At 52.9% G+C, this 22,072-nt stretch carries 21 protein-coding genes, 2 pseudogenes and 1 CRISPR repeat array; of the genes and pseudogenes, 6 read left to right on the top strand and 17 right to left on the bottom strand.

Annotated features, from left to right (window positions below):
• Positions 1-30: 30 nt before the first annotated feature.
• On the bottom strand, positions 31-1,809 hold the full coding sequence (locus HCR03_RS13575; protein WP_187034706.1) for a [FeFe] hydrogenase, group A: 1,779 nt from the start codon (positions 1,807-1,809) through the stop codon (positions 31-33).
• Positions 1,803-3,637 (bottom strand): annotated as a pseudogene (locus HCR03_RS13570) (NAD(P)-binding protein). Before HCR03_RS13570 ends, HCR03_RS13575 begins: the two are co-directional and overlap by 7 nt.
• 253 nt (positions 3,638-3,890) lie before the next feature.
• Between HCR03_RS13570 and HCR03_RS13565 the strand changes: the two are divergent.
• Entirely contained in the window at positions 3,891-4,922 is a 1,032-nt protein-coding gene (locus HCR03_RS13565) for an agmatine deiminase family protein (RefSeq protein WP_207727249.1), read from the top strand.
• 5 nt (positions 4,923-4,927) lie between these two features.
• On the top strand, positions 4,928-5,803 hold the full coding sequence (gene aguB / locus HCR03_RS13560; protein WP_187034704.1) for an N-carbamoylputrescine amidase: 876 nt from the start codon (positions 4,928-4,930) through the stop codon (positions 5,801-5,803).
• 37 nt (positions 5,804-5,840) lie between these two features.
• Here the strand turns inward: aguB and HCR03_RS13555 are convergent, their stop codons facing one another.
• The 3 genes and pseudogenes from HCR03_RS13555 to HCR03_RS13545 all read right to left on the bottom strand — a co-directional run bounded on the left by HCR03_RS13555 (position 5,841) and on the right by HCR03_RS13545 (position 8,565).
• Positions 5,841-6,635, bottom strand: coding sequence for an IclR family transcriptional regulator (locus HCR03_RS13555; RefSeq protein WP_187034702.1), 795 nt, complete (start codon positions 6,633-6,635; stop codon positions 5,841-5,843).
• Positions 6,632-7,590, bottom strand: a pseudogene (locus HCR03_RS13550) (2-hydroxyacid dehydrogenase). Before HCR03_RS13550 ends, HCR03_RS13555 begins: the two are co-directional and overlap by 4 nt.
• Positions 7,591-7,668: 78 nt before the next feature.
• The gene (locus tag HCR03_RS13545; protein WP_187034700.1) at positions 7,669-8,565 is read right to left on the bottom strand and encodes a dihydrodipicolinate synthase family protein; all 897 of its coding nucleotides are present in this window, start codon (positions 8,563-8,565) and stop codon (positions 7,669-7,671) included.
• Between the two features lie 149 nt (positions 8,566-8,714).
• Here HCR03_RS13545 and HCR03_RS13540 point away from each other — a divergent pair, with 149 nt between their 5' ends.
• A complete protein-coding gene (locus HCR03_RS13540; RefSeq protein WP_166525134.1) occupies positions 8,715-8,888 on the top strand; it encodes a hypothetical protein in 174 nt (57 codons plus the stop codon).
• Positions 8,889-9,211: 323 nt separating this feature from the next.
• Here HCR03_RS13540 and HCR03_RS13535 read toward each other — a convergent pair whose 3' ends face one another.
• The 10 genes from HCR03_RS13535 to HCR03_RS13490 form a co-directional block, all read right to left on the bottom strand.
• Positions 9,212-9,454 carry a hypothetical protein gene (locus HCR03_RS13535; protein WP_187034698.1) on the bottom strand — a complete coding sequence of 81 codons (243 nt, stop codon included), beginning with the start codon at positions 9,452-9,454 and terminating at the stop codon, positions 9,212-9,214.
• Positions 9,455-9,490: 36 nt separating this feature from the next.
• The gene (locus tag HCR03_RS13530; protein ID WP_066643900.1) at positions 9,491-9,769 is read right to left on the bottom strand and encodes a hypothetical protein; all 279 of its coding nucleotides are present in this window, start codon (positions 9,767-9,769) and stop codon (positions 9,491-9,493) included.
• Positions 9,770-9,781: 12 nt separating this feature from the next.
• Positions 9,782-10,651 carry a GH25 family lysozyme gene (locus HCR03_RS13525; protein ID WP_187034696.1) on the bottom strand — a complete coding sequence of 290 codons (870 nt, stop codon included), beginning with the start codon at positions 10,649-10,651 and terminating at the stop codon, positions 9,782-9,784.
• Positions 10,648-10,824 carry a hypothetical protein gene (locus tag HCR03_RS13520; RefSeq protein ID WP_156990808.1) on the bottom strand — a complete coding sequence of 59 codons (177 nt, stop codon included), beginning with the start codon at positions 10,822-10,824 and terminating at the stop codon, positions 10,648-10,650. Before HCR03_RS13520 ends, HCR03_RS13525 begins: the two co-directional genes overlap by 4 nt.
• 188 nt (positions 10,825-11,012) lie before the next feature.
• The gene (locus HCR03_RS13515; RefSeq protein ID WP_187034694.1) at positions 11,013-11,441 is read right to left on the bottom strand and encodes a bis(5'-nucleosyl)-tetraphosphatase; all 429 of its coding nucleotides are present in this window, start codon (positions 11,439-11,441) and stop codon (positions 11,013-11,015) included.
• Between the two features lie 25 nt (positions 11,442-11,466).
• On the bottom strand, positions 11,467-11,850 hold the full coding sequence (locus HCR03_RS13510; RefSeq protein ID WP_187034691.1) for a DUF3795 domain-containing protein: 384 nt from the start codon (positions 11,848-11,850) through the stop codon (positions 11,467-11,469).
• A 35-nt stretch (positions 11,851-11,885) separates the two neighbouring features.
• Positions 11,886-12,824, bottom strand: coding sequence for a hypothetical protein (locus HCR03_RS13505; protein WP_066643896.1), 939 nt, complete (start codon positions 12,822-12,824; stop codon positions 11,886-11,888).
• Between the two features lie 219 nt (positions 12,825-13,043).
• Positions 13,044-14,909, bottom strand: coding sequence for a DUF3825 domain-containing protein (locus HCR03_RS13500; RefSeq protein ID WP_187034689.1), 1,866 nt, complete (start codon positions 14,907-14,909; stop codon positions 13,044-13,046).
• A 114-nt stretch (positions 14,910-15,023) separates the two neighbouring features.
• On the bottom strand, positions 15,024-15,356 hold the full coding sequence (locus tag HCR03_RS13495; protein ID WP_066643894.1) for a hypothetical protein: 333 nt from the start codon (positions 15,354-15,356) through the stop codon (positions 15,024-15,026).
• Positions 15,357-15,374: 18 nt separating this feature from the next.
• Entirely contained in the window at positions 15,375-15,944 is a 570-nt protein-coding gene (locus HCR03_RS13490; protein ID WP_066643893.1) for a glycosyl hydrolase family 65 protein, read from the bottom strand.
• 715 nt (positions 15,945-16,659) lie between these two features.
• Between HCR03_RS13490 and HCR03_RS13485 the strand changes: the two genes are divergently transcribed.
• Together HCR03_RS13485 and HCR03_RS13480 are read left to right on the top strand one after the other, a co-directional pair.
• The gene (locus tag HCR03_RS13485; protein ID WP_187034687.1) at positions 16,660-18,111 is read left to right on the top strand and encodes a CARDB domain-containing protein; all 1,452 of its coding nucleotides are present in this window, start codon (positions 16,660-16,662) and stop codon (positions 18,109-18,111) included.
• Positions 18,112-18,126: 15 nt separating this feature from the next.
• Positions 18,127-18,774 (top strand): hypothetical protein, encoded by a 648-nt coding sequence (locus tag HCR03_RS13480; RefSeq protein ID WP_156990813.1) that lies wholly within the window; start codon positions 18,127-18,129, stop codon positions 18,772-18,774.
• A 5-nt stretch (positions 18,775-18,779) separates the two neighbouring features.
• Here HCR03_RS13480 and HCR03_RS20615 read toward each other — a convergent pair whose 3' ends face one another.
• Positions 18,780-18,944, bottom strand: a complete 165-nt coding sequence (locus HCR03_RS20615; RefSeq protein WP_083210133.1) for a LacI family DNA-binding transcriptional regulator — start codon at positions 18,942-18,944, stop codon at positions 18,780-18,782.
• Positions 18,945-19,088: 144 nt separating this feature from the next.
• Positions 19,089-19,631 (bottom strand): TetR/AcrR family transcriptional regulator, encoded by a 543-nt coding sequence (locus tag HCR03_RS13470; RefSeq protein ID WP_187034685.1) that lies wholly within the window; start codon positions 19,629-19,631, stop codon positions 19,089-19,091.
• A gap of 240 nt (positions 19,632-19,871) precedes the next feature.
• On the opposite strand from HCR03_RS13470, the gene HCR03_RS13465 reads away from it, so the two are divergent.
• The gene (locus HCR03_RS13465; RefSeq protein WP_156990815.1) at positions 19,872-21,059 is read left to right on the top strand and encodes an MBL fold metallo-hydrolase; all 1,188 of its coding nucleotides are present in this window, start codon (positions 19,872-19,874) and stop codon (positions 21,057-21,059) included.
• Between the two features lie 200 nt (positions 21,060-21,259).
• A CRISPR array of direct repeats spans positions 21,260-21,962; the repeat unit is 33 nt; unit sequence ATTTCAATCCACGCACCCCGCGAGAGGTGCGAC.
• Positions 21,963-22,072 lie beyond the last annotated feature (110 nt).

Raw genomic sequence — 22,072 nt, 5'->3', positions numbered from 1 at the left:
CTCTCCCGCGCCTTTTGTGTTCCAAGCTTTTTACCAGTCCGTCCGGTCCGGCTCCGCCGTCTCCCGCCCGGCGGCCCCGGGGGAAAGAGGCATCTTCCAAAGCCTGTGGTCCGTGTGCAGCAGCTCGTGCGCCCGGTGGGACAACGGCTTTTCCAGGTAATCCCGATACACGCGCAAAACTGCGGAATTTTCATGGGAAAAGCGGATTTTGCTGCTTTGGTCGAGTCCGTACAGATTTTCATTGCGAACGCCGGCGGGCTCTTCGCCCTCCAGAATCGGCTGCCCGCCGCCCCCGGAGCAGCCGCCGGGGCAGGCCATAACCTCCACGAAATCATAACGGGCTTTTCCGTTTTGCACCGCCTCAATCAGCCGCCTTGTGTTGCCCAGACCGCTCACGACCGCGACTTTCAGCGGCGTGCCGTTCAGGTCGAAAGCGGCTTCCTTCCATCCGTCCATGCCGCGCACTCGACGGAACGCGTCCGGGTCCGGGTTTTTCCCGGCGGTCAGGTAATACGCGCTTCGCAGCGCGGCCTCCATCACGCCGCCGGTCGCGCCGAAAATGACCCCCGCGCCCGATCCCTCGCCGAGAGGCGCGTCAAACTCCTCTTCGCCCAGCTCGCCGGCGCGGATATGCTCCGCGCGGATCATCCGGTCGATTTCGCGGGTGGTCAGCACAATGTCCACGTCATGCCCGCACCCCGCGCTGTTCATGGTCGGAAGCTCGGCCTCGTGCTTTTTCGCAATGCACGGCATGACGGAAACGCAGCAGATTCGTTCCGGTTCAATGCCGAGAAGCTTTGCGTAATAGCTCTTCGCGACCGCGCCGAACATCTGCTGCGGGGATTTCGCGGTGGAAAGCTGACCGACCAGATCCGGGTACTGCGATTTCAGGAAGCGGACCCAGCCCGGGCAGCAGGAGGTAAACATCGGCAGGGGATTGTCCCCGCGTGTTTTCAGCCGCCCCAGGAATTCGCTCCCCTCCTCCATGATGGTCAGGTCGGCGCTGAAGGTGGTGTCGAAAATATAATCGAAGCCCATTTTCCTCAGCGCGGAAACAAGCCGCTTCACAGTCGCCTGTTCCCTGCCGATTCCGAGTGATTCCCCCCATGCCGCGCGAACGGCGGGGGCGACTTGAACCACCGTGACCGTCTGCGGGTCCGCCAGCGCGGCGAAAGCCCGCTCCGTGTCGTCCCGTTCTCTCAGCGCGCCGACCGGGCAGTGGGTGATGCACTGCCCGCACAGCGCGCAGTCGGAATCCTCGATTTTACGGTTCAGGGACACATCCACCGTCGTGCGGGAGCCGGTATTCGCGACGTCCCAGATTCCCATGCCCTGAATCCGGTCGCAGACCTGAACGCAGCGCATACACTTGATGCACTTTGAAAAATCCCGGATCAGCGGAAACTCCCGGTTCCACGGGGAATACGGAAGCTCCCTGTGGTACGGCAGGTCGAGGATTCCAAGGTCGTTCGCCATGGACTGCAGGCTGCAGTTCCCGCTGCGCGCGCAGGTGGCGCAGTAACAGTCGTGCTGGGATAAAATCAGCTCCACGTTGGTCCGCCGCGCTTCGCGCACGCGGGGGCTGTTGGTGCGGATGACCATGCCCTCCTTCACCCGGTTGTTGCAGGCCGTGACCAGCCGGTCGGTCCCCTCCAGCTCCACCACGCAGACGCGGCAGGCTCCGATTTCATTGATTCCCTTTAAATAGCAGAGAGTGGGAATCGAAACTCCCGCCGCCGCGGCCGCTTCCAGAATCGTTGCCTCGTCCCGCGCGGCCAGGGGGGTTCCATTGATCGTGACGTTTACCATTTTGCAATCCTCCCCCCTTTGAAAATCCCGTAGCCGAAGTGGTCGCACCGCAGGCAGCGCGAGGATTCCTGCATCGCCTCTTCCAACGTCATGCCGTATTCAATCGCGTCAAAATCCGACTTCCGTTCACAGGCGGCGCGGTCCGTCAGGTTCACTCTCCCGCACGGCGGCCGGTCGCTCAGGTTCGCCTGCGGGATTTCGACGTCCGCCGTGATCTCATGGTTAAAGCCCAGATAATTGTCGATGTTCGCGGCAGCGACCTTTCCGGCCGCGATCGCGCGGATGACCGTCGCGGGGCCGCTGGCGCAGTCTCCGCCCGCGAACAGGTTCGCGACGTTTTCAATTCTGGCGCTGTTTTTCACCTGTATGGCGCCGCGGCTGACCGGAACTCCGAATTCCGCAAACGGGCCGTATTCAATGCTCTGCCCGATGGCGACGACGATCAGGTCGCACGGGAAGCGCAGTTCGCCGACATCCGCGTTTCTCGGGGACGGCCTTCCCGCCGAATCGATTTTCCCGATGATCTGCGGCCTGAGCCACAGCGCGGAAACATTTCCGTTTTCGTCCGATTCAATGCGCGACGGCGCGTGAAGGCTCAGCACCTCGCATCCCTCGCCCACGGCTCCCTCGACCTCCTCCGGCAGGGCGGTCATGTCCTTTTGCCTGCGGCGGTACACAATGCCGACGCGGGACGCGCCCAGCCGAACGGCGGAACGGGCCACGTCCATTGCCACATTGCCGCCGCCGATCACCGCGACGCTCCGGCCGCTGAAATCCGGATTCTTTCCGTTTCCGATCTCCCGCAGCATTTCGACCGCCGAAACGACGCCTTCGCTTTCCTCGCCCGGAATCCCCAGCTTTTTGTCGGAGTGCGCGCCGATCGCGATATAAACCGCGTCGTATTCGCGCGTCAGGTCCGCAATCGGCAGGGCCCTGCCCACTTCCGCTCCGGTTTTCAGCTTAACGCCGGCCGACAGAATGGCGTCGATATCCGCTTGAAGCTTTTCGCGCGGCAGGCGGTAGCTGGGAATCCCATATCGAAGCATCCCTCCCGGCAAGGGCTGCTTTTCATAAACCGTGACGCCGTGGCCCATCAGCGAAAGGTAGTACGCGGCGCTGAGCCCCCCGGCCCCGCGCCGATGACGGCGACCCTTTTTCCGGTAGCCGGGGCCCTTTCGGGGACCGGAACGGTTCCGGCGTGGTCGGCCGCAAACCGCTTAAGCCCGCGGATGTTGACGGCGGCGTCGATCATGTTCCTGCGGCAGCGCGCTTCGCACGGATGCTCGCAGACGTATCCGCAGGAAGCCGGGAACGGATTGTCCTTCCGGATCAGGCGCACCGCGTCCGCATATCTTCCCGCCGCGACCAGAGCGATATAACCGGGAATATCCACCCCGGCGGGGCACAGCGCGACGCACGGCACCGGCTGGTTCAGGCTGCAGGTGCACCGTCCGTTCACAATGTGTTCCACATAGTCCCCGCGGAATCCGCGCACGCCGCGCAGAACCATTCCGGCCGCCTCCCAGCCGATCGCGCAGTCGGCGGTGCTGACAATCACGCGCGCCGTTTTTTCAATCAGGTCCAGCGTTTGCAGGGTGGCGCGGTGCTCCAGAACATCTTCCAGAAGCTTTTCCAGCTGCGCCAGCCCCACGCGGCAGGGCACGCACTTGCCGCAGGTCTGCGCCCTGCACAGCTTTAAAAAGGACGCCGCCAGATCGACCGGACAAAGTCCGGGCGGGCTTGCCGCGATCCGGCGCTCCAGGTCGCGGTAGAGCCCTTCCACCGTCGTCTGGGCTTTGTCCGGCGTTGCAACAACCAGTCTGCTCAAAGTATCTCCTCCCATTTCCACCGTAAGTTTCCAGCAGATTGTTAAAATTATAACAATTAACTGCATACTTTACTGCCGTTTGCAGTTTTCAGATCTATTATAAACGAAAACATCTTTCCTTGTAAAGAAATTTTATCTATCTGTTAGAAACTGCATCTTTAGATTCTTCCGCATTAAAGATATGTCCGCACGTGATGATTTTAAAAACGGGACATGCTATAATAAGATGAATTACGGCACAGGAGGACTGAGTATGACCGAAACCGGAAGAATGCCGGCGGAATGGGAGCCGCACGAAAGGACGCTGATTCAGTGGCCGGTGCGGAATTCTCTAATACACCCTGAAAATTATGAGGAGGTCTGCGCGGGTTACGCGGAGGCGGCCCGCGCCGCCGCAGAATTTGAACCCGTTACGGTGATCGCGGAGGAAGAAACCGCGCCGCAGGCCCGTCTGCACTGCGGGGATAAAATTGAAATCTTCACCGCCGCGCACAGCGACGCATGGGTTCGCGACAGCGGCCCGACGGTCGTGCAGGAAGAAAGCGGAGCCCGGCTCGGCATCCGCTGGCGCTTTAACGCGTGGGGCGGAAAATACGCCCCGTATGAGCCGGACCATGAAGCGGCGAGCGCGGTTCTGGAGCATCTGGGAATTCCGCGTCTGGACGCGCCGATCATTCTGGAAGGCGGTTCGATTCACACGGACGGACAGGGAACTCTGATGACCACCGAGCAGTGCCTGCTGAACCCGAACCGAAACCCGGACCGGACCCGGGCGGAAATTGAGGACATTCTGAAATCCCTGCTCGGCGTGACAACGATATTTTGGCTCAGGAGAGGGCTCGCGGGCGACGAAACGGACGGGCACGTGGACAACGCCGCGTGCTTTGCCCGGCCCGGCGCGGTGCTTCTGCAGGTCTGCGAGGATCCGAAGGATCCCAATTACGAAATCACACAGGAAAACCGTCGGATCCTGCTGAGCGCGACGGACGCGCGGGGCCGCCGCCCGGAGCTGATCGAAATTCCTCAGCCGCCCGCGCGCCGGTACGGCGGAGTCCGGCTGACCCTGAGCTATCTCAACTTTTATCTGGTCAACGGCGGTCTGATTCTCCCGGTCTTCGGCGGGGACGCCGCCGAAACCGACCGGTGTGCCGTTGAAATTCTGCAAAAAGCGTTTCCGGACCGTAAGATTCGGACCGTCAACGGGATTCCGCTTGTGCGGGAGGGCGGAAACGTCCACTGCATTACCCAGCAGATTCCGCTGGCGCGCCGGGAATTGGAGGAATGAGCCTGATGAGAAACGTGGTTGTCGCGGCAACGCAGATGAGCTGCTGCGATTCAACGGAAAAAAACCTGATGAAAGCAGACCGGATGCTCCGCGAGGCAGCCGGACGGGGCGCGCAGATCATCCTGTTGCAGGAGCTGTTTGAAACCCCCTATTTTTGCCAAATGGAAGACCCCGCCGTTTACGGCTGGGCCTGTGAAACGGAACGGAATCCCGCGGTGCGGCATTTCCGCGAAGTGGCAAAAGAGCTTGGCGTAGTAATTCCCGTTAGTTTTTACGAAAAGAAAAACAACGCCCGGTATAATTCCATTGCAATCATCGACGCCGACGGCAGCCTGCTCGGTGTGTACCGAAAAAGCCATATTCCGGACGGCCCGGGGTATGAGGAAAAATTCTATTTCAGCCCCGGAGACACGGGCTTTCGGGTCTGGGAGACAAAGTTCGGAAAAATCGGCGTTGGCATCTGCTGGGACCAGTGGTTCCCGGAAGCGGCCCGCTGCATGGCTCTGCTCGGCGCGGAGCTGCTGTTTTACCCGACCGCGATCGGTTCGGAGCCGGAGGCCCCGGAGGTTGATTCCATGCAGCACTGGCAGCGCTGTATGGTCGGCCACGCCGCCTGCAATCTGGTTCCCGTGATCGCCTCAAACCGAGTCGGCGGCGAAAAGGCCGGCTCTTCCTCCATCGAGTTTTACGGTTCCTCCTTCATCGCGGGGCCTACGGGGGAAATTCTGGCGCAGGCCGGGCGAACGGAGGAAACCGTGCTGACCGCGGCGTTCGACCTGGACGCGCTCGAGGCGCAGCGCGCCGAATGGGGCGTGTTCCGCGACCGCAGGCCGGAGCTTTACCGTCCGCTGCTGACGCTGGACGGCATCACCGAAAAATAAACTGAGGGGGCATGGCCGAAAGCCATGTCCCCTCAGTTTATTTGGAATAACCGAGAATTCCGGAAATTTCCTCCGCGGCCGCACGGATGATCGGCGCGGTCTTTTCAATGAATTTGTCGTCGATATGGAACACGGTGCCCGTCACGGAAAGGCCCGCGGCGATTTTCCCCGTAAAATCACGGACGGGGAACGCGACGCAGCGCGCGCCGATTTCGCATTCCTCGTTGTCGAACGCGTACCCGCGCCGGCGGATTGCTTCCAGCTCCGTGAAAATCGCCTCCGGCTCCGTCATCGTATTCCGGGTAAAGCGTTCCAGTGTTTCTTCGCGGAAAAAAACAGCCAGCTCTTCCCGCGAGCGGTTCAAAAGGAACAGCTTTCCGACTCCGGTGCAGTGCAGCGGCGAACTGCTGCCGATCCGCTGAAGGGAGCGGACGAGCTGATCCGGCCCGTCGACTACTTCGACGTAAACCGCGCGGTTTTCCTGTTCCACCGCAAGGCAGACGGATTCCCCGCACCGTACCGACAGCTCTTTCATCACCGGCCTTGCGATTCTGTTGAGCGGGTTCGCGTCGCGGATCTGCCCGGCCAGGCGGCAAAGCTGAAACGTGAGAAAATATTTCTGCGTTTCCGGGTCCTGCCGGACATAGCCCAGCTTCATCAGCGTGCGCAGAAACCGGATCGCCGTGCTGGGCGGGCAGCCGGTCAGCTCCGCCAGCCGCCGCAGCTGGACGGGCTCCCGGCAGGACGCCATCGCTTCCAGAATTCGAAACGCTTTTTCCACCGACTGGTTTTTTTTGAGCGGATCGCTCCGCTCCGGGATTTCTTCTCTCATCCGATTTTGCAGACGTTTTCCGGCGAGCCGGAGAGGTAAGCCGCCACGTTCGCAAATTCGATTTTCGCGCGCCGCAGCATCGATTCCTCCGAAGCAAACGCGACGTGTGGCGTGAGAAGAATATTTTTCGCGTGCAGCAGCGGGTATTCCTCCGGGATCGGCGGCTCCATGTCGAAAACATCGACGCCCGCACCCGCGATTTTACCGCTGTTCAGCGCGTCCGCAAGCGCCTGATTGTCAACGATCGCGCCGCGCGCGCAGTTAAGGAAAATCGAGCCCGGTTTCATCGCGTCGAACTGCTTTTTGCCGAAGGTTTTTCTGGTTTCCGCCGTCAAAGGAAGGTGCAGCGAAACGATATCGCTTTTTTGCAGCAGCTCTTCCAGCCCGGCGAACCGGATTCCCGCGGCCTTTGCTTCTTCCGACTCATGCCGCGCGCAGCCGAGCACCGTTGCCCCGAACGCTTTGAAAAGCTGCGCCGTGCGCACGCCGATGCGTCCGGTGCCGACAATGCCGACCGTGCGTCCGCAAATTTCGCGGCCGGTCAGGCCCGCCGCCGTCTTTCCGGTTCTGGCCGCCTCGTCCGCGGGGAGAACGTGGCGCAGCACCCCGATCGCGAGTCCCACCGCCAGCTCCGCCACGGTTTCATTCGAATACCCGGCGCAGTTGCAGACGGTCACGCCTTTTTTCGGCAGGCCGCAAGACCCACATGGTCGATTCCCGTGAACGCGACCGCGAGCATTTTCAGCTTTTCGGCGGCCTCCACCACTTCATCCGGATAGGGGTTGTTCGCGATCATGACGACGTCGGAATCTTTGGAACGCTTCGCCAGTTCCTTTTTGTCGGTTGTTTTGGTGTCGTAATAAACAAACTCATGCCCCGCCTTTGTCAGCTCCGCCGACAGTTCGCGGATCACGCTTTCCGGCACGCCCAGGGGTTCCAACAGACTGATTTTCATCAATATCTCTTCCTTCTTTTCATATTTGATTCAGGCCGTGTTTTTTCTACGGCCGGTACTTGACGGACTCCGCTGTAATCAAACCAGTCCGGAGCTTTTCAAGATTTGTTCCAGCCGGTCTTTTTTCTCCTGCGTAAGAGGGAGCAGCGGTTTGCGCGGGCACCCTCCCTTGTAACCGACAAGGTCGCAGGCATATTTTAAACCCGGAACGCCAAACGCTCCGGTCACCGCCGCATTAACGGGGAACATTTTTTTGTTCAGCTTCAAAGCCTCCTGATATTTGCCCGCGTCGAAGAGGGTTTGAATTTCGGCGCATTCCCGCGGCGCGCAGTTACACAGCGCCATAACGCCGCCGCGGATTCCGAGCGCCAGCGCGGGATACCAGACCGAGGCCGTGCCGACCAGCAAATTGAACTCGCTGTCCAATCCCTCCGTCATCAGCGCGGTCATACGCCCGATATCGCCGGAGCTGTCCTTCATCCCGATGATGTTCGGGTGCCGGCTCAGGCGCGAGACCACCGACGGAGTCAAATTAATATGCGTAAATTTCGGCACATTATAAAGCAGAACAGGAATCTTGCTGCGGTCCGCGACTTCCGTAAAAAACGCGTACTGGGCATCGTCGCCCATCGCCGCGCCGTAAAAACCGGGCGTCAGTACCAAAGCCGCGTCCGCCCCCGCGTCCGCCGCCAGATTTGTCAGCCTGACGGTCGCTTCCGTCGATTCCAGCCCCGTGCCGACCATCAGAAGTTTGTCCTGCGCTTTGTGCTGCTTTGCAAGCCGCACCAGCCCCAGCTTTTCCTCCTCCGTCAAATAAGGCGTTTCACTGTTGGATCCCAGAATCAGGTAGCCCGCAAGGCCCGTCCGGTTCCATTTTTCAAGATTTGCGGTAAACGAATCGTAATCCACGCTTTCATCCTCGTGAAAGGGCGTAATGACAGGCGGAAACACTCCGGTAATTTCAAAATAAGCCATTTGGACTCCCTTCAATTTCACTAAGTAAAACCTATTTTTATTAATTGCAATCATCATAGCATTGAAACAACGATCTGTCAATCATCTCCTGTTTTCCGACGCATATTTGCCAGGATTCGCCATAGAATAAACATGAGGTGATGAGAAAAATGGATTACTCCGGATATCGTGAATTCCCGTTTCCATCCAGATTGAGCGAGGAGGAAGAAAAATTAAGGACCTATTTTCTTTCCCTTCCTGACAACGAACAGCTTCGTCTGCTGAACGGCAGCCGGTCGTATGAGGAGTTTCGCGGCCGGGTCGAGGAAAGAATGACGGCCTAGATTTTTTTCTGTTTTTTCATGGTTCCTTCACGGTTCGTCCATATTTTACCGGTAAACTTTCAATCGTGCCGGCAGAAGCCTTGTTTACAGAAGAATTCTCGCGACCGCCCTTTCCAAGGGCGGTTTTCCATGGATGAAAAGGAGAAGGCCCATGAGTATTCTTTTCTTGCTGATCTTAATTGGAATCGGCGTATTGATTACGGGTATGGTCTGGAACATCGGCGGTTCCCGGCAGTAACGCCGGGCTGCCCCGCTGCTGATAGAATAAAAAGAGGCCCGCCGGATTCGATCCCCGGCGGGCCCGCTTCGATATAGAAATTTTTCTAGTTGGTTTTGTCCTCTGAATTTCCGGTTTGTTTCCCGCCGCTGTCCTGAGGCGCGCCGGCCGCGGCGGCGTCAACCATGCCTTCGCCGACAATATAGGCAACGACCGAGCCGAGCGCCATGATGACCCCTGTAATCTGCGAGGTGTCCGTCCCCGGGCTGAGCAGCGCGATGACGCCGACCGCCAGGCCCGCGACGGCAACCCAGAATTTTCTGGAGGACAGCTTTGCCTTCCAATCCATTGAAAAACCCTCTTTCCGCCGGAATCATCCGGCTTTTCATTTATGCAGCTCCTCCCGCAGTTCATCTATGCGGAAGTGAGCCTGTTTGGTTGACTGCTCCAAAACGACGACCCGTTCGACAATCGCCTCGATTCTGGCGCTGTTGGCCGCCTCCTGCTTTGTGATGCCTTCCAGTTTGCTGTTGACCTGGCGAAGCACCTCCGCTGTTTTTCCGTCCTCACGGGCTTCCGATTTCATTCCCCGCAGCAGCGTAACCAGCAGCGCGAGAAAAGCAACCGAAGCGCTGATCAGGGCGATCCAGTTCTGCACCGACAAAGTCATCACACCTTACGTTACACGGTAGACAAAACGTTTCAGGGGTTTTTCCCCCGGCGCTGCCGTATAGATTCCCGTTTCCGTTCCGGGCCCGCCCACGGCGACCAAAGCAAACAGCTGCTCGTTTCCGTTTCTGGGGAATGGAACGACCGTGACGATTCCCCCGGTTCCCGCCGTTAAAGACACTTGCCTCGGGCAGACGGTTTTTACCGTGTAAAATTCCCCGTGCGGGCGGGACAGATCCATGGTGGTGTCGATTTCCACGCTTGTCGCGGCGGCGGAAAAGTCACGGAAAACGGCGTCAAGATCCACCCTGCCGGAAATGCCGGGCACCGTGCCGAAGCTTGTCGTCTGCTGCAGCGCGCAGTCCGCATCCGGCCCGCCGCTGTAATCCGCAAGCCACAGGCTCCACAAACCAAGCGTCTGCGGCGTAAACACATTCAGCCGGTAATCGTTGTTCAGGTACAATACCGCGTTCCAGCCGTCCTGTTGGGCCGCGGCCAGGAACGTGTTGACCATGCTGTTGATCAGTTTGCCGGACGGCGCGGTTCCATGCACCTTTTTGTAATAGTTGACGGAAGAATATTCATAGTCATACGCGACAAACAGAATCTTCCCGCGATACGGCTCGATCGTCTTTTTACATACGGCCCATTCCGCGAGCGCGTCCGCTTCCGAATCCGCGTAGGAAAACCAGTACACGGCTGTTTTCAGGCCTGCCGCAGCCGTGCCGGCAATATTGTTTTGGAACCGCGTATCCGTCTGCGAAGGGCTGTTCCCGTAGCCGGCCCGCAAAACCGCCCCGCGAACGCCGGAGGCCGCGACCTGCTTCCAGCCGATCTCTCCGTTGTGAGCGGAGACGTCGATCCATTTCTCATTCAAATCAAACGCCCCGCTTTCCGAAGCGCATCCCGCTCCGCGGCAATTTCTACTGCGGAGGTTTCCCGAATGCCGTCGATTTCACGGACTTGGGCGTTCTCCGCGCGGGCTGTCTGCTCCGATGTCATGCCAAGGGCCAGGGCTTTGATAATCTCATAGCTTTTCTGATCAGTCACAATACAAGTCTCCTTTCCTTGCAGGCCTCTCTTTAAAATATGTCCCGTATCGGGCGCGCGTGCGGAGGTCCCCCTTGAACCGGCCGCCAACATTCCCTTTTCATATTCCCCCTCATACAGCGCCGTTTTTGCTTTCGATCAGGCAAAAAACAGGGCGCGGAACGAAAAAAATCGTTCCGCGCCCTGTTTCAGGTTTTTGATCCCTGAATTTGATTTTTCAGGTAATCGGCAGCCGACTCAAGCAAATCGGCGTCGTTTTGGTAGGTGATCCTTTTCTTTGCCTCGTGAAAAGGGTACCACCCGGCTTCCAGGATTTCCTCCGCCTGCGTTTTCAGCCGGCTGTCCCCGGCTTCCGCGACAAAATAGACCACGTCCTTCCAGACGCCCGCCGAAGGACTGTAGGAGGCAACCCGGCGAAAATCCGTGTCAAGCGCGACGCGCAGGCCCGTTTCCTCCCTGATTTCGCGCAGCGCGGTCTGTGCCTCGGTTTCCCCGTTTTCCACATGACCCTTGGGGAAAGACCAGTGCCCGCCGTTGACATGCCGGATCAACAGGTACCTGATTTCTCCGCCGGTCCGTAAAAAGACGACCGCTCCGCAGGATTTTTCCTGTTTCATCGTTTCACCCGCTTTTTTAAAAAGGTTAGCTTTTTTTCAACCGAGCCGTTTCGAGCAGGCTCTCCACTTTCTCTTCCGTTTCCAGATCATAGTCCCCGGTAATGCCGGACCTGTGATAAACCACCCCGGCCGATTCGTTTCGTTCCAGCAGATCCATCAGACTTTTTTCCCCGTATTTTGCAAGGAACTTTGCAAACGCAGTGACCTTCGGTTTTTGAAACATCCGGTTTTCACAGGGAAACTCCGCGCATTCCCAGCAGCCGTTCAGTCCCTTTTCCCTGCAGCAGCGAAAAGACTTGCACCAGTCCTTTTCGCGGCAGCCGTCGTTTCTGCAGCCGGCACAGGTTTTATTTTTGCCGCACAGGCAGCAGGCAAGGCCGCAGTATGCGACTCCTTTTGCACGATCCACCCCGGCACCTCTTTCTCTGTTTCCGGCGGACAGCCTCAGCTTAATTTCTTCATTTCATGTTTCAGGTTCGCGTTCTGATAGGTGGCTCGAATCGAAGATACGCTGGCGACCAGCATCAGCAGATAACCCATCGCAAGGTCCGAAAGAACCGATCTCGACACGGAGTCGTCCTTCATGAATTCCGGAATTGCCCGGAACGCGTCGAAAAACGTAATGTCGTATTCCGTTTTGAACTCGTTGTAAATTTCCAGCGCAAGGGAGACGTTTTCGGCAAAATAGAGCATTGCGACCGCAATCAGAAGAGAAATCACCATTCCCGCGGCATTCAGCTTGCCGCCGAACTTTTCATATCCCTTCATGCAGCAGACCGCCATGACAAAGCCGACGATCCCGGCAATATAGCCCAGCTGATAGACAATGACCCACAGCGCGACGCCGATCAGGGAGCCCAGCAAAGCCCCGACGATTCCGCCGGCGATATTGCTCTTTTGCTCTTTTAAAGACTGCTTCGCCATGGAAAGGTCGGACTGCGCCTTTTCAAAGCAGCCGCCGCACAGGGAGGCACACTCCCCGCCCAGACTGTAAACGCCCAGATTTGTCTGGGCCCCGCAGTATTTGCAGCAGCTCACCATCGAGCTTGACCTGCAGACGCTTAAAACGGAGTTCAGGACCTCCTTTAAGGCTTCCATCCTGTTTTTCCCGTTCGACTTCACCTGAACGGATGCGCCGACGCCGTCGAAAACGGCGGATTTAACCGCCGGATTGGACTGGGACAGGCCAGCGAAATAATCCTGAACCGCCTTTGCCTGTTCCGGGGTGCCGCCGTTTACATAAAACCGGATTTCAAAAACGCGCACGTTCGGCACATTCCTGATGATCATTTGATACCCCTGATAATATCCAAAAGCGCTCATTCGCTTTTGGTCGTAGGTCATCCCCGTGTCCTGTGCCAGTGTTTTCAGGCTTGCTCTCATAATATCCCTCCGAATTGTTTCAGCCCTCGCCGCCGCATATCCCCCGCTTCGGGCCGTTTGGTAATTTCCTATAAAAGTATCGGTTCGAAATCTGAAAGATGAAGTTTCGGAAAGAGATATTTTCAATTTTCATCGTATGGTACAGTCACATCTGCATCCGGATTTAAAAACTGTATATGTTAACCGCTGTTTTCTATTTTTGACGCCGCCGTCCGGTTTTCAGTCGGCGGAGTCGGAGTCCGTGTAGGCGTCCAGATCCGGAACGATCTGGTCTGCGTTCAGCCATTCGCTGTTCGGGCGGCAGATCATCCGCGCGTCGATATAGGCCTGCTGAAGCGTCAGAATCGTCTGGCCCTGATAGTTCCCGGCGCGGGTCAGCTCCACGACGAGCGCCGCGTCCGCACGGCCCTCGCTGACCAGACACAGCGGCAGCATCAGGCTCATGACGTTCCGGGTCGGGAAAAAGCAGGGAATCGCCGTCTTATAGTTCCAGCGAACCTGTTTTCGCGCAAGATTGATCGCGTCTTCCAGCCGGTTTCGAAGCCGGTTATACAGCCGGTTGGAATCCGAAACGATATCCCGCAGTTGCGCATACAGGTTCTTTTTCGCCTTTGGGGAACGCTCGGCCTCGATTTCATCCAGCAGCTCCAGCGCATCCGGTTCGCTGTGCAGCTCCTCCCGGAGAAATTCAACCGGCAGCCGGGCGATATTATCCAGCAGGATATGGTCATAATCGGTGTGCAGATCCTTTTCCAGGTCGAACAGAAGATCCTCTTTGCGTTCGAAATAAGAGGCGGGCTGCGGCAGGGGATTAAAATAATTTACAAGCCGCTTTCCCAATCCTCTGCCGCCCGCCTTGGAAAAGCCGATGAAGCGCCATCTGTTTTTCTGCCTGTCGTCGTTTGGTTCAAAGCACGCGTAAATATCGTCGTAATGCGGCGTGACCATGCCCGTGTTGAAAGCCGCGAACCGCCCGTCGTCGCTGACGCTGACCTTATCCTCCAGCTGAAGGCGGTAAAACGTGTACTGCAGATAACTTCGCAGCATCAGCTTACTGTTGGGATCCTCCCCCTGAAAATACCACTTTTCGGGCAGCGCCATTTCCGCAAGGTCGCTGAGCACGTTGTCCCAGAAACCCATAAAGGCGAAATTTTCAATCGCCTTGCCCGGCGTGCTGTGCTGAACGCCGATAAAGTTCAGGAACCATCCGTTTTCCCCTTCGAAACGGGAGGGCTTGATTCCCGCGATCATCGGCTCGCCGCCGACCGCTTTCAGGGAAAGCGGAAAGGTATAGGCATTTTCCCTGACCGTAAACGTGCCGTTTGCCCTCGCCTCCCGGTAGGACTCCTTCATCCGGTTCAGAATTTCTTCGGACGGCGCCGCTTCCTCCCCGGTGATCAGCTTATTCAGAATGGCCAGCGTTTTATTCGGCAGAATGATCTCATTCATCGTTTCCGGCAGCTGCTGAAAAGCTTCGGGGCAGCCGGTTGAATTCCGGCCCCTTTCATGGTCCCAGGAGGGAACCCGATGAAGCGTGACCAGGGTGGCGGGGACGCCGTTGGTGACCGTGTCCTGAAGCGTCATGAACTCCGAAAGCTGCCGGAGCAGCTGCTTCATCTTTACAAATCCGTACGTTTCCTTGCGATACCCTTCGTTTGTCATGACAAGGCTGATTGACGCCATGGGCAGAGGCGTTTCCGCCGGAAATTCGTCGATCAGCAAATCATAAACGGCGCGCTTGTCCGATTCGCCCAGCGGCTTTTCGAGGGGTTCCGCCTCCGGCTTCTCTCCCTCCCGCGGCGCGGGCAGACGCTCCGCTTCCTCCTGCACGGCTTCTTCCTTCCACTCATGCAGCGTAACGGTATAATTCATGTTCGTGCCGGTGCGGACCTGGCTAAGCGAAGCGCATTCGGGCATCTCTTCCAAAAGCTGACGCATTTTCGGGTACCCGAAGTTCTCGCAACTGATATGATTTTCACTCAGATAACCCCCGACCAGAGCCATCAGATACGGAGTTTCAAACTCAAACCGTTTTACCAGAATGTTGTATATTTTTCTTTTCTCCGCCGTTTCCAAAATTCCCACTTCTCCCCAGATAAGCACTTATTTGTACTGATTCTATTATACCGCTTTTCCCCGGTGTGAACAACCGAAGATTCGGGCGAATTCCATGCCGGCCAAATCAGGCGGCTCCAGGGTTCAGCCGACGGCCGGGACCCGAAAAATCCTGTGCAGCCCCATTCTGATATTGAGACTCTGCTCATGGGCAGCCGGCTTTTCCGAAAGAAGGCTAATCTCATTCCCATCAACGAAAAGCTTCGTGAAGAGCGGGTTCGGCGCATTTACCGTTTCACGCCACTGTTCGCCATGCCTGTCATACACGCCGGCAAGATTGATGCCCGTATATTCGGATTTTCTGTATTCCTCTATTGTCCCGCGGCATCCCATATAGCCGTTTCCCGTCATAAATTTATTGCCGTTGCCGATTATTTTATCGCGCTCAAAGCCCTCTTCGCTTATAATCCAGTCCATTTTGCCACACCTTCAAAATCAAGTCCTGTTGCTGCCCCTCCGGGGAAATTCCACACCTTTTTCGGTGATCCGCCGCTTTTCGCCATAAAGCAGCACAGAGACTTCCACTCCATTGACAGCCCTGATTTTAAGACTTTTTTGATCGATACCGATGAAAAGTACGGATCCCCTGTAAGCAATGCGGAAACTGTACGAATTCCACTCCTCCGGTATCATCGGATTCAGTTCAAGCAGCTCGCCGTCGCTTCGCATCCCGAGCACTTTTTTAACAAGCGTACTTTTCTCTGATTTTGTCAGATTTACAACGCATTTCAGCCCGATATAGCGGTCATCACAGCAGACTGTTTTCTCTGCGACTTCTTTCGAATCAAGACTGAACCCGGAAAAGATGCGGATTCCGGTTGTCAGGGTGCGGCCTATGATAGCCGCCCCAAGCCCACACTGCTCTTTCTTGATTTCCTGCCAGTAATTATATTGGCTGGACTCATGAACAAGCGAAAAATCAAGACCAAGCTCAATCACAGTATCGCCTGAAAAATTAAGAGGTGTTACACTTATGCGCTGATAGCCCTCGTCCGCTTTCTTCATGCTGAGGAAACTGTTCGGACTACCTAGATTCAGGACGCTGACTATGTAATCCCGCCAAAATGTAATACCTGCGTCCACTGGCGGTTTAACATTTCAGGCGTGATGCCACCAAATATGATAAAATCGAGTATCCTCTTTGGGCTTTCATCCTTATTGACGCTTTTATTATCTTGTTGAAGATGCACAGTCAATAAGACTTTAATATCGCACTAATTAATTATTAGGGTAAATTCAATTTTCGCCGAATTGAAGATTGACGATAAGAAATATATTGAAATAAATCGTATCAGGCAAATCAATTGACAGATATCCATATATGTAATATTATGGTAATTAGCAATAATGTTACATATAATTCAAGATTTTCCATTTACTGCTGGCGCCCATTATATTTCGATCAATAGCTAATCCCATAAACGCTGTGATTTATTCGATCAATAAGAAGTATGGCTACCGCCATATTAGACAACACAGTATAGAAATTGTTCATGAAACGCCACTTTTCTAGGACGGCGATGAAGCAAGGCATGAGTTTGGTTTTTGGGGGATAAAACAATAGATATCCCCAATGCAACGAATACAGAATAGACGCACGCTTCATATTCAAAAAGGAGGGAGGTAAAGGAATCCTCACCTATACGAATTTATTATATCATCAGCCTCTTCGGCTGTTAATACCAATCTATCTTAATTATTATAGTAGGAGGTTTCAAAGATGAAAAGGTCAAAAATGTTTTTCTCTGTTTTTTTAACTGTAGCGGTTCTTGCTATTATACAACCGGTTTATGCTGCTTCACCAAACCGAAATTCGGCTAATCCAAACATGAAATCGGCTGTTAAGGTCCTTTCGATTGATGAATCAGAACCAATGGCAATCAGCGACATAATAAATCAAAAAAAGGCCATGTTAAATACAAAAGATAGCGATTCTGGTAATGATATTATAAAAGGAGCAAAGCTAACAGAAAATAAACAGGTCAAAGATTCTATCATGAGTCCAAACGCTAGTGGTCCTGATCTGGCAATTGGAAGCATTACTACCAATCCATCTACTCAACCATTTTCTTATACAAATTATACTAAATTCAGTGTACCAGTTGCGAATATAGGAGATACAAGCGACACAAATGTAACAATAGCTACACTAATCGACGGTGAAACAGCATGGATAGATAACTTCGGTACTTTTGCATCAGGCTATGGCGGCATATATACTGTTTCGATTAGCAAATTATGTGGATCTCATCGAATCGATATTGAAATAGAGGGTGACACTACTGAAACGAATTCTTCAAATAATAAAAGTGGTAGAAATTACACGTGGCAAAGTGTTATAGATTTGGCCGCAATAGCTCCGACACAAGTTGAAGATCCTTTAATTTGCACAGAGGAATTTCATGTAAAGGCACCTGTAGTAAACTATGGAGACATTTCAGTGACAGGCGTACGAGTGGATTTCTACTTACCCGGAGGTGTCACAGCCAATACGACAGTGGATCTTCCCGCGAAAACAGGAAGAATCCTCACACTAACATTAACCTATTATGCCTGTGGGGGTGGACAATTCAGTGTAGAGGTAGATAAAAATAAAAATATTAACGATGTGGATCGGTCCAATAATTACACCACTAAACAATTCTATATTACTCCAGAAGAAGATGCTGTAATAGGAAGATATCAGGACCCGATCAAGCTAAAATTTGCCATTGCTCCCAGCGCACAGGACCTGACAGTCCTTTCCTACAGTGATATCAGCAGCGCCATAAATAAATGGAATGGAATTATTAGTACAGTCAAAATAGACTTTGTTGCGAATGTCGGTAATGAGACCCCAGATGATTACAACGTTGTTTTGAATGCTTATCCTGGAGATTCGCAGGACTTTATTGCAGAAACAGATGCAATGATAATTAATGGCCAATGGATTGATACAGGCTTGCGACGCATGAAATTGAATTCATACTATTTTAATGGAAATGACAGTACTATAGGAAAAAAAGAATTAATAAGAACCGTGGCGCATGAAACAGGCCATATCTACGGCTTAGATCATCCGACATGTCAAAGTCAAGCCATTATGTTTCAGTCAGCGTATCTCGATTCGGGTCTTGCAAGTTATAATATAGAGTTACATGACAGTGCAAACTTAAAATACCTGTATTCATAATTATAGGGGGTTAAAATGATGAAAAATCGTATTACGTTATTACTTTATTCCACTATTATCGCAATCTCCCTGTCGGCATGTCAAGTCAATTCTACGGAGCCTTCCGGTCTGGGGCAAAAGCCCTTAGCGGCAGATCAGGTTCAAGTTGTAACAGGAGATTCCTTGTATGATCCCCAGACATTAGATGAAGAGGAGAAGCTGGCGGAATATATTGTAGAAGGCAAGATACTTGACGACGCAAAGCAAAAACTATATAGCCCTGACTCAAAATCAGTAACCTTTGGAATTACAGCTTCCTCATTTCAAATTTCCCGTGTATTTAAAGGAAACCTAAAAGAGGGTGACACAATTTCAATCGCTGAAAGGTATTATACTGTTGAAGAAAATGGAAAAGCAGTACGTTATGAGCTCGGGTATGGACCATCTATGCCCAATAAAGAATATATCTTTTTCCTAATTAAAGATGACGACAGTAATGAGTTTCTTCGGGGCTTTTACACGCCTTCTGGTAAGGAAACAGGTCGGTATCCGGTAATTAACTCTGATGAAAAGAACTCGTTCAACGTGAAATCGCTAACAGATGGCGAACTGAATCTTGTTCAGACCAAACCTGATGTCTATCGCAACATTTATAATGAAGTAATCAATAAATACATGAAGTAGTGCTTTCACACGATAAGTTTTTGTAGCATTCGATGCCCGGCAAAAGTTCGTGCCTCGCAAAGGGATGAGGGTTTTCGGATCAACGCCATTCGAGACTTGGCATGAATAACATTGCTTACAGTCATAGGCGTCACATTCGCAGCCCTTGCGATATCCTTGATCGTAATCATAGAGTCTCCTTATATCGTGTGCGTTGATTGAGATTTAACGTTATACTTATTTGTAATATACTTTATTCCAATTCGCCGGGTAAGTAAATAACAACCCAATAATTCTTCAAAGGCGCTTCCATAGGTTTGGGATGGAATATCGGGCTAAACCAGCAGCGCCGTCAGAAGCAGCGATATCATTTCATCAAGAAGGTGTGGATTCTGGTCATAGTTCAAACTTGCCTGAGGATTATGGATTACATAGAATCGAAACATATCAATTAAGTTCAGCATAGCGTCCGTCGTAATCGTATCTTTGATGGCGCCTTCGCTTTTTCCCTGTTCAATCAGGAAAACTATGGCCTGCCTGATTTTTTCCAGTTGGTCTTCCGTCGTATTTTCTTCTGTTTTTAACTGGCTGCGCAGGGATTCTGCAACAAAATTGGCGGAATAATTTCTAGAATAGACCGCCACGGTGTAAAAAAATTTTTCAATTTTCTTTTGGACCGTTTCTTCACTGTTTATAACGGACAGGATGGTATGGTAGTAATCTTCCCAAAGAGTTTTCATTAATTGATTTTTTAGATTTTCCTTACTTTCAAAGAAATTGTAGATGGACACCTGTGAAACGGACGCCTTTTCTGCAATTTCGGCAATGCTCACTTTATGGTAGCCATATTGTTTGAACAGCTCCTTCGCTGCAAGCAATATGGCTTCTTTTTTTTTTTACGCCTTTTTTCGAATCCGTTCATACCGCACATCCAAAATTATGAAATATATTAATGAAACTGTTTTATAAATATTAAATAATTATAAAATATGAAATTTATTAATCATTATATATTATAACTATTGATTATTCAATAGCCGGAATCTATAATAAGCACAACGTTTTATGAAATATATTAATTGGTATGTTTCATAAAATAAATAAATTGGAGGTCTTCCATGATGGAAAAAACAAAAAATGAAGCAGAATCCGACGATTTGGTCCAAGAGGTGCTGCCTGACGTTTGGAGAATTGAGGGATTTTTGAGCGGCAATTTCTGGGGCAGAGCACCGTCTTCCACAACCTATGTCCTGAGGGACGAAGATAAGGTTTACATCATCGATCCGGGAACGCTTCCGTACTGCAAGAAAAAGATACTGGACCTGGTTGATCTGTATGAAAAAAAAGGGGTCGGGGAAGTCGTTATGCTGATCACCCAGGGCCATTTTGACCATGCTGCCAACTGCGACGTTGTGAAGGAAACTGGGCTCCCCTGGAAATTCTATCTTCCTGAAGAAGAAATCGGAACGACAAGAAGTATGATTACGGATATTATGAACGATTACGAGGAACTGGAAAAATGGGAAGATGTATTCTCTACGGAGTTCCCGGGAAATCCGCTGTTCGAAATGACCGAAAAGAAGTCTCACCGCCTGACGAAGAACGTGATGAGAGCAATCGTGGAAGAAACCGTGGGTCATGACGACAATCATATGGTGGATGAGGCGACTATTTTAAAGCCAAGCTCAAGAATCACCCGGCAATACGGCAGCGTGACGCTTACCGGGTGGGAGCTGGGACGGTTCTTCATTTCCTTTGACGGCTCTCACTCCCGCGGGCATGTCTGCGTCTACGATCCGAAATACAAAATCATTTTCAGCGGGGATACCACGATTGAAATTAATCCGCCGTTTCTGTACAGTTCCATGGATAAGCTGATCGACATAACCGATAAATACAGGACGATGGCGCATGAAGGCTTGATTGTTTATACCATGGACGCCCACAGGTCCCATGACATGAACAGGGTGCTGAAGGCAAAGGGGGTTCCGGTCAACCAATACGAGCTGGAAATGTACACCGCCAACAGTGCGGACAGCGAGGCCTTCTTTGACTTCTTCTGCACGTACTATAAAGAGATGAAAAAAGAGATTCTTGCCGCGCATCGCCGGGTCGGCCGGGCAACCATTGGGGAAATCGTGAAAGAACTGCTCAAATCCGATAATGAATCCGTAAAATTCAAGGCTTCCCTGAAATGGCCGGAGCTCCCGTCGCGGCTGGACGCCGCTGTCGCTGTTGTCCTGCGGGACGCGGGCGCCGTTCCGATTGAAGCGGACGGAAAAATCGTGATTGACCCCGTTGGCTGAACAGAAGAGCATCATCTGTGACAGCATGCATCCTAAAGCTTTTCCGAACTTAGATTGCAAATATGGACATAAGAAAATTCTACAATGCAACTGGAATTGCTGTAAGACTGTTTCATCATACATAAACCATCTTATCCCGGTTCGAAGACGGCTAAATGAACATGCGGGCCGCTTTTTTCTTTTTCGTTGCGGATTCTTGCATTTCAATCCACGCACCCCGCGAGAGGTGCGACTCCTTGATACTTTTGACCCAGGATTTTCATTGAAATTTCAATCCACGCACCCCGCGAGAGGTGCGACCATTTGTCATATATTCTCCGCAGATTCTTAATACCATTTCAATCCACGCACCCCGCGAGAGGTGCGACAAGCCAAAACGCCATAACCACCATCATTTTCACCATTTCAATCCACGCACCCCGCGAGAGGTGCGACTCAGATGTTAATTTATCAATATCGGAGGGTTGCGATTTCAATCCACGCACCCCGCGAGAGGTGCGACACTCGCGATAAAGCGCATCGTATTCTTTCAGATATTTCAATCCACGCACCCCGCGAGAGGTGCGACATCCGTCGACGTGGCTGAATCAAAAACGGTGGGATTTCAATCCACGCACCCCGCGAGAGGTGCGACCGAAATCGCAAAGATGGAGGCGCTATGGGAAGGAATTTCAATCCACGCACCCCGCGAGAGGTGCGACCAATTTCCGAATTTGTCGGCGCGCGTTTCATCACGCATTTCAATCCACGCACCCCGCGAGAGGTGCGACGAAATGTACTGGATTTTAGCTACACTTATTAATATTTCAATCCACGCACCCCGCGAGAGGTGCGACTTTACTTTTGCAATCATAATTTACCCCCTTTAAAATTTCAATCCACGCACCCCGCGAGAGGTGCGACTCTATATATTGTGCATATGGAGTTGCATTCCGCATACGGGGCGGACAACAATAACAAGTAATCTATCTGCTATGAAGATTCCTTTATGGAGACGGACAAAATTTAATCCG

It is taken from the genome of Caproicibacter fermentans (assembly GCF_014303955.1).
Lineage (GTDB): Bacteria > Bacillota > Clostridia > Oscillospirales > Acutalibacteraceae > Caproicibacter > Caproicibacter fermentans.
The sequence above is the reverse complement of the archived record's forward strand: the minus strand, read 5'-3'. Positions and strand labels throughout refer to the sequence as shown.